The 6,297-nt window shown below is 38.5% G+C and carries 7 protein-coding genes and 1 tRNA gene; 4 read left to right on the top strand and 4 right to left on the bottom strand.

The features are described 5' to 3' along the window. The 3 genes from Q1R07_RS12105 to Q1R07_RS12095 form a co-directional block, all read right to left on the bottom strand. The coding region (locus Q1R07_RS12105) for an efflux RND transporter periplasmic adaptor subunit (protein ID WP_300490542.1) at positions 1-922 on the bottom strand (922 nt) is incomplete at its 3' end. Between the two features lie 10 nt (positions 923-932). Continuing rightward, positions 933-2,273 carry a TolC family protein gene (locus Q1R07_RS12100; RefSeq protein WP_300490539.1) on the bottom strand — a complete coding sequence of 447 codons (1,341 nt, stop codon included), beginning with the start codon at positions 2,271-2,273 and terminating at the stop codon, positions 933-935. Positions 2,274-2,576: 303 nt separating this feature from the next. Beyond that, positions 2,577-2,656 (bottom strand) — tRNA-Leu (locus tag Q1R07_RS12095). A 163-nt stretch (positions 2,657-2,819) separates the two neighbouring features. Between Q1R07_RS12095 and Q1R07_RS12090 the strand changes: the two genes are divergently transcribed. From Q1R07_RS12090 to Q1R07_RS12075, 4 genes are all read left to right on the top strand, one after another. Next, entirely contained in the window at positions 2,820-3,761 is a 942-nt protein-coding gene (locus Q1R07_RS12090) for a ribose-phosphate pyrophosphokinase (RefSeq protein WP_300490535.1), read from the top strand. Positions 3,762-3,792: 31 nt separating this feature from the next. Beyond that, the gene (locus tag Q1R07_RS12085; protein WP_300490532.1) at positions 3,793-4,404 is read left to right on the top strand and encodes a 50S ribosomal protein L25/general stress protein Ctc; all 612 of its coding nucleotides are present in this window, start codon (positions 3,793-3,795) and stop codon (positions 4,402-4,404) included. A 109-nt stretch (positions 4,405-4,513) separates the two neighbouring features. Then, the gene (gene pth / locus Q1R07_RS12080) at positions 4,514-5,137 is read left to right on the top strand and encodes an aminoacyl-tRNA hydrolase (protein ID WP_300490529.1); all 624 of its coding nucleotides are present in this window, start codon (positions 4,514-4,516) and stop codon (positions 5,135-5,137) included. Between the two features lie 40 nt (positions 5,138-5,177). Beyond that, the gene (locus Q1R07_RS12075; RefSeq protein ID WP_300490526.1) at positions 5,178-5,696 is read left to right on the top strand and encodes a hypothetical protein; all 519 of its coding nucleotides are present in this window, start codon (positions 5,178-5,180) and stop codon (positions 5,694-5,696) included. A 47-nt stretch (positions 5,697-5,743) separates the two neighbouring features. Here the strand turns inward: Q1R07_RS12075 and Q1R07_RS12070 are convergent. Beyond that, positions 5,744-6,297: T9SS type A sorting domain-containing protein (locus Q1R07_RS12070; protein ID WP_300490523.1), on the bottom strand; the 554-nt coding region annotated here is incomplete at its 5' end.

The following is a 6,297-nucleotide window of genomic DNA, read 5'->3' as shown; positions in this document are numbered from 1 at the left end:
TCAAGGTCGAATCGGGTTGAAAAGCGATGGCTTTGGCGGATACTAATAAGGTGTTTTTGATTTCTTTGGTATAGATTACAATGTTGGCTGTCATACCGGGCTTGAGTTTCAGGTCGTCATTCGGAGCGTTAATAATGGTGGTATAGGTTACCACATTGGACGAAATTGTTGGTTGTAAGCGTACTTCTATTACGGTACCTGTAAATACATCGCCCGGGAAGGCGTCTACGGAAAAACTGGCGCGTTCTCCAACTTTTACATTTCCAACATCGGCTTCGTCTACCGATGCCTGAACCTGCATTTTGGTAAGATCTTTAGCAATGCTAAATAAGGTAGGCGTGTTTAAGCTCGCAGCAACGGTTTGTCCTTCGCTAACTTTCCGGGATAAAACGGTACCGTCTATCGGTGAGCTTATAGTGGTAAAAGAAAGGCTTTTTTGTATCGATCGCAATTGCGCCGATACACTATTTACATTGTCTCGGGCGACTTCATATTGGTTTTTTGCTGCTTCAAAGTCGGCTTTGCTGATTCCTCCGGCATTATATAATTGTGTTTGTCGGGTAAAGTTGGATTGCTGGTAGTTATAATTGCTTTTTGCCTGTTGCAGGTTGGCGGTAATTTGTTGTACCTGAGCTAATAATAACGACTGATCAATCTGAGCGAGCAATTGTCCTTTTTTAACAACCGAATTAAAATCGACAAATACTTTTTGTATCGTGCCCGATACCTGAGTGCCGACAGCTACCGTATCGACCGGTTGTATCTTTCCTGTGGCTGATACGCTGGTCGAAATAGCGCCATAATGCGGTTTTTCGGTGGTTAATTGTATTACATTTTCTTCTTTGTGAAATATAAAATATGCTATACCTCCTATAAGTAATAAGCCAATGATGATGCCAATGATTAATCTGCTTTTTTTCATGGTGCTTTTTTTAGAGTTTGATCGGTTCCCCTTTATAGAAGTCGTATATTTTTAAGCTCACTACGGCATTGAATTTTGCCTGTATAAAATTTTGAAAGGCCTGCACATACAGGTTCTTTTGTAATAAGTAATCAACGGTACTGATACCGCCCAAGCGCAATTGTTCGTTTGCAATCCGATAGTTTTCTTTGTTGGCATCCATCTGTTCTTTGGCGGCCGAATACTGGGATTGAGCATTGAGTGCGCTGATATAGGCTTGTTCAACCTGTTGGGATAGTACTGTTTCAGTATTGGTCAGATTTAATTTGGACTGGTCAATAGCAATCTTGGATTTTTCAACATTGGTCTTTGCAATTCGGTTGTTAAAAATCGGGATGGAAAGCGATAGCCCTAATCGTTGGTAAAAATTATTGTCCAATTGCGTTGCGTAGGCAATTTGCTGGTTGTCGGAATACCCGGAAGCCAGGGTTCCGCTTGCGCTTAGAGTAGGTTGAAAACCGGCTTTCGATTTTTGTAAATCCAATGCGGCACTTTCGGTAGCCAGCTGACTACTTTTTACTTCGGGCCGTTGCTCTAAGGCTATTTTTTGCGCTTCCGCTAAATCGACCACGGGTAAAATTGTGATCAATGTATCGGGTTTCTGAATAACCAAATTATAGCCCGATGGAAGTTGTAGTAATTGTTTTAGGGTTAATGTGTTTTGTTTTTCACTATTTTGTGAGTTGATGAGGTTGTAGTTGTCGGTGGCTAATTGTGCTTTTAACTGTACCAGATCTTTTTTGGCAATGCTTCCCGCGTTATATTTTAACTCGCCTAATTTTAGTTGTGCTTCGGAGGTGGTTGCAATTTCGCTTAAATAGGTGCTGTTTTCTTTTGTTAGTAAAACGGTCAGATAGGCTTGAGTAATTTGTAATGCAATCTCATTTTCGGCTGCTTCGGCATTGTATTTTGCGGTTTCGATCAATAGCTTTTTTTGTTTGACATCATTGTTTAGGTAACCGCCGTTATACAATGTCACCGATGAACCCAAGGAGTAATTTCCGGCAAAAGTGGCTTGTGTTTGAAAACCGCCTACAACTAAATCGGCATTTTTAGCATTGGTATAGCTTTGTGAGGCGCTACCGGAAAGGCTTGGGAATTTTGCCGCTTTGGCTTGTAGTAAATCCTGTTCGGTGGATTTTTCGGTCAGTCGCAACGTGTTTATTTGTATGTTGTTTTCTTTGGAATAGGAAATGCATTGTTCCAGATTCCAGACCGAAGGGAGTTGCTCTTTTTGTATATTCTGAGCTTGAATATGAAACGTATGACAAATCGAAATTACAGTAAAACTGTTAATGATAAATGATTTCATACATGTACTCTAATTTAAATTCTGAAAAAATAAATTAAGTCTGGATTAGCTTATTATCAATCAATAGAGGTTCTTTTTAAATCGGAAAATCTTGTTTGCGAAATAAGGTGTGTCAAATATAATCAATATTTTAACTGTATTGCTGATTTAACAATGTTTTAATTGTTAATTCATTATCTACTTTTATTGAAAGGAGTAAGAAAAGTGGCTGTTTGTATTTTGTAGCGAAAGGTCGGAGCTGGGTTTTGTGACTTGGTATGGATGCTAAATAAAAAAGCTCCAAACATCGTTTGGAGCTTTTTGTACCTAGGGTGGGAATCGAACCCACACACCGAAGTACACGAGTTTGAGTCGTGCGCGTCTACCAATTCCGCCACCTAGGCTTGTGGACAACTGGTTGTCAATTGTGGTTGCAAATGTAAATAAAAAAATTAGAAATAATCAAAAAAATAAAGGAAAATATTCTTTAAGTGTGGAATTTAATTTCTAAATTTGCACCTCGTTTAAACACGACAACACTAACTAACTACTAAACAACGAATTAAAATGTCACATATAGAACCGGAAGCAAAGATATTTGCATGTTCTCAAAGTGAATATCTTGCTGAACAGATAGCAAAACACTACGGTGTGGCGCTGGGTAAAGTTACAATTTCAAAATACAGCGATGGAGAATTCCAGCCGTCTTTTGAAGAGTCAATACGCGGATTACGTGTGTTTTTAGTTTGCTCGACATTTCCGAGTTCCGACAATCTGATGGAACTTTTATTGATGATCGATGCGGCTAAAAGAGCTTCGGCGCGACACATTACAGCGGTAATTCCATATTTCGGATGGGCGCGTCAGGATCGGAAAGATAAACCAAGAGTACCGATAGGGGCAAAATTGGTGGCAAAACTGATCGAAGCGGCGGGAGCTACCCGAATTATGACGATGGATTTACATGCCGATCAGATTCAGGGCTTTTTTGAAAAGCCGGTTGACCATTTGTTTGCGTCGACTATTTTCTTGCCATATGTAAGAAGTCTGAACCTGGATAAATTAACAATTGCTTCGCCGGATATGGGTGGATCGAAACGTGCTTATGCATACTCGAAATTCCTGGAGTCGGATGTGGTAATTTGTTACAAACAAAGAAAACAGGCTAACGTGATCGATACTATGGAATTGATCGGAGATGTTACCGGAAGAAATGTGATTCTGGTGGACGATATGATCGATACCGGAGGGACGCTTGCAAAAGCAGCTGATATGATGATGGAAAGAGGGGCCCTGAGTGTTCGTGCAATCTGTACGCATGCTATTTTATCAGGTGATGCTTACCAGAAAATAGAGAACTCCAAAATTGAGGAATTGATTGTTACGGATTCCATACCGTTGAAAAAATCAAGCCCGAAAATCAGAGTGGTGAGCTGTGCCGAATTATTTGCCGATGTAATGCACATGGTACACAATAATAATTCGATCAGCAGCAAATTTATTGTTTAAGAATTTTTTATTAATTTAATTATATTTCAAAATGAAATCAATTACGATCAAAGGATCTGAAAGAGAAAGCGTGGGCAAATCGGCAACGAAAGCGGCACGTAATGCTGGAATGGTTCCTTGCGTGTTATACGGAGGAGAACAACCAGTACATTTTAACGCAGAAGAAAAAGCGTTTAAAAGTTTAGTTTACACTCCAAACGTACACACTGTTGTAGTTGAATTGGAAAATGGTAAAACTTTCAACGCTATTTTACAAGATATCCAGGTTCACCCGGTATCTGACAAAATTTTACACATCGATTTCTATCAGTTACACGAAGACAGAGAAATCACTATGGAAGTTCCTGTGAAAATCGTTGGTAACTCTAAAGGTGTTATGGCCGGAGGTGTTTTACGTTTAAACCAACGTAAACTTAAAGTAAGAGCTTTACCTGCTAACCTACCTGATTTCGTTGAAGCAGATATCACTGAATTAGAAATGGGTAACAAATTGTATGTAACTAAATTACCTACAAACAACTACCGTTTATTACACCCGGACAATACAGTAGTATGTCAGGTGAGAATTTCACGTGCTGCTATGAAAGCTGCTCAGGAAGCTGCAAAAGCTGCAAAAGCACCAGCAAAAGGAAAGAAAAAATAATTTTATTTTTCAAATACTTGAAAAGCACCGGAATCCCCGGTGCTTTTTTTATGCCTATAGCCGGGTAGTCAGGGTGTGATTGCGTTTGGAAATAGTTTACTTTTGCAACATGAAAATAATTGACTGGTTATTCCGGAAAAAAGAAATAGAAGAAAATACAGATCCGATGAAAAAGTTTTTAATTGTAGGCTTGGGAAATATAGGAGCAGAATATGTCAATACGCGTCATAATATTGGGTTTAAGGTTTTGGATCACCTGGTAAAAAAGGAAGGTCTTTCGTTCGAAACCGTAAAACTGGGTACTATGGCGGAATATAAAATAAAAGGACGTACCTTGCTGTTGCTCAAACCGAATACCTATATGAATCTGAGTGGTAAAGCCGTTCAATACTGGATGGATAAGGAAAAAATCGCTAAAGAAAATATATTTGTGATTACCGACGATCTTAACCTGTCGTTTGGGACAATCCGTATCAAAGCCAAAGGGAGCGATGGTGGTCATAACGGACTTAAAAATATTCAGTTGTTACTCAATTCAGTTGAATACCCGCGTTTCCGATTTGGTATTAGTGATCAGTTTAAAAAAGGACAACAGGTCGATTATGTCTTGGGAGAATGGAGCGAAGAAGAAAAGAGTAAACTTCCGGAGCGACTGGATGTTGCAGTGGAGTCAATTCGTTCTTTTGCCTTGTCAGGTTTGGACATCACCATGAATACTTTTAATGGGAAATAATACTTTTAGTATATTTGCTTGATCATTAAATATTTAACGTATGAAAAAATTATTGCTTATTCCGGTATTGTTAACCATGTCGTTTTGCGATACCGCTAATCCAAATAAAAGTAATATGACAACTATAATCGCCTCCGAATGTCCTAGTGATGGTAAATGTACCATCCAATTGCTTAAAAATAAAGGTATGGATAAAAAAATTGATGGTATTGGTAAGTTGTATTATCAGCTGGTGGATAACGATAATAAATCCGTTATTATTTATGAATACAATCGAAATACGGAAGAAGGATTGGAGGATGGACAACACAAGGAAGAGATTGTCTTTGAAGTTGATAATGGTGTTTTTGATCTTAAATTAAAAGATGTTCAATTGGAAAATGTAAAGATGTTGTTTGGAAGACATTGTTTTTGCCGTGGTCAGGCCGGTTACTTTGCTGTTGGCAAAGGGACTCTGGATTTATCACAAAAAGAAAATTACATAGCCTTTGATCTCGATTTTAAAGTGGATGAGGTGCCGCAACTGTATACAAAAGTAAAAGCTACCCTAGCAAAATAAAAAGAGCCCCATTTGGGGCTCTTTTTTTGTTTGTATTGAATGTTGTCTTATTCGATAACAATCTTTCTTACTTCTTTACGATCTCCGTCAAGAACAGAAACGATATAGATACCAGACTGAACATTGTTTAACTGAATATCCTGGTTGAATAAACCTGCATTTTGATACGATTGGTTGAAAATTTCACGACCTCTGATGTCATGTAATACCACTTTAATCTCATTGCTTGAATTCGAGTTAAATGAAACTTTGAAGTTTCCGTTGTTCGGGTTCGGGTAGATGTTGAAATCTTGTAATCCGAAGCTTTCGCTACCTAATGTTACCGTTCTGGAACAGATGTTAACACCAAAACTGTTTAAAGTTCCGCTGTTTGCTACAGTTAAATCGGCAATAACAAGTCTCCATGCTCCTAAAGAACTTTGTCCGTTAAAGATGTCTAACGTGTTAAGTGGTTTGTAAGCATTACCAGCGGTATTAATACCAGAACAGTTTAAGTTTAATCCTGCATCATCGAAAGTAGTATTCATGTTGCTAAACAATGTAGAACAACCTTGTTGGTATACGATACGGATTTCACCTACTGTTGTAGCTCCCGGTTTTA

It is taken from the genome of Flavobacterium sp. (genome assembly GCF_030146175.1).
Taxonomy (GTDB): domain Bacteria; phylum Bacteroidota; class Bacteroidia; order Flavobacteriales; family Flavobacteriaceae; genus Flavobacterium.
This window is presented reverse-complemented; position numbering and strand designations above follow the sequence as displayed.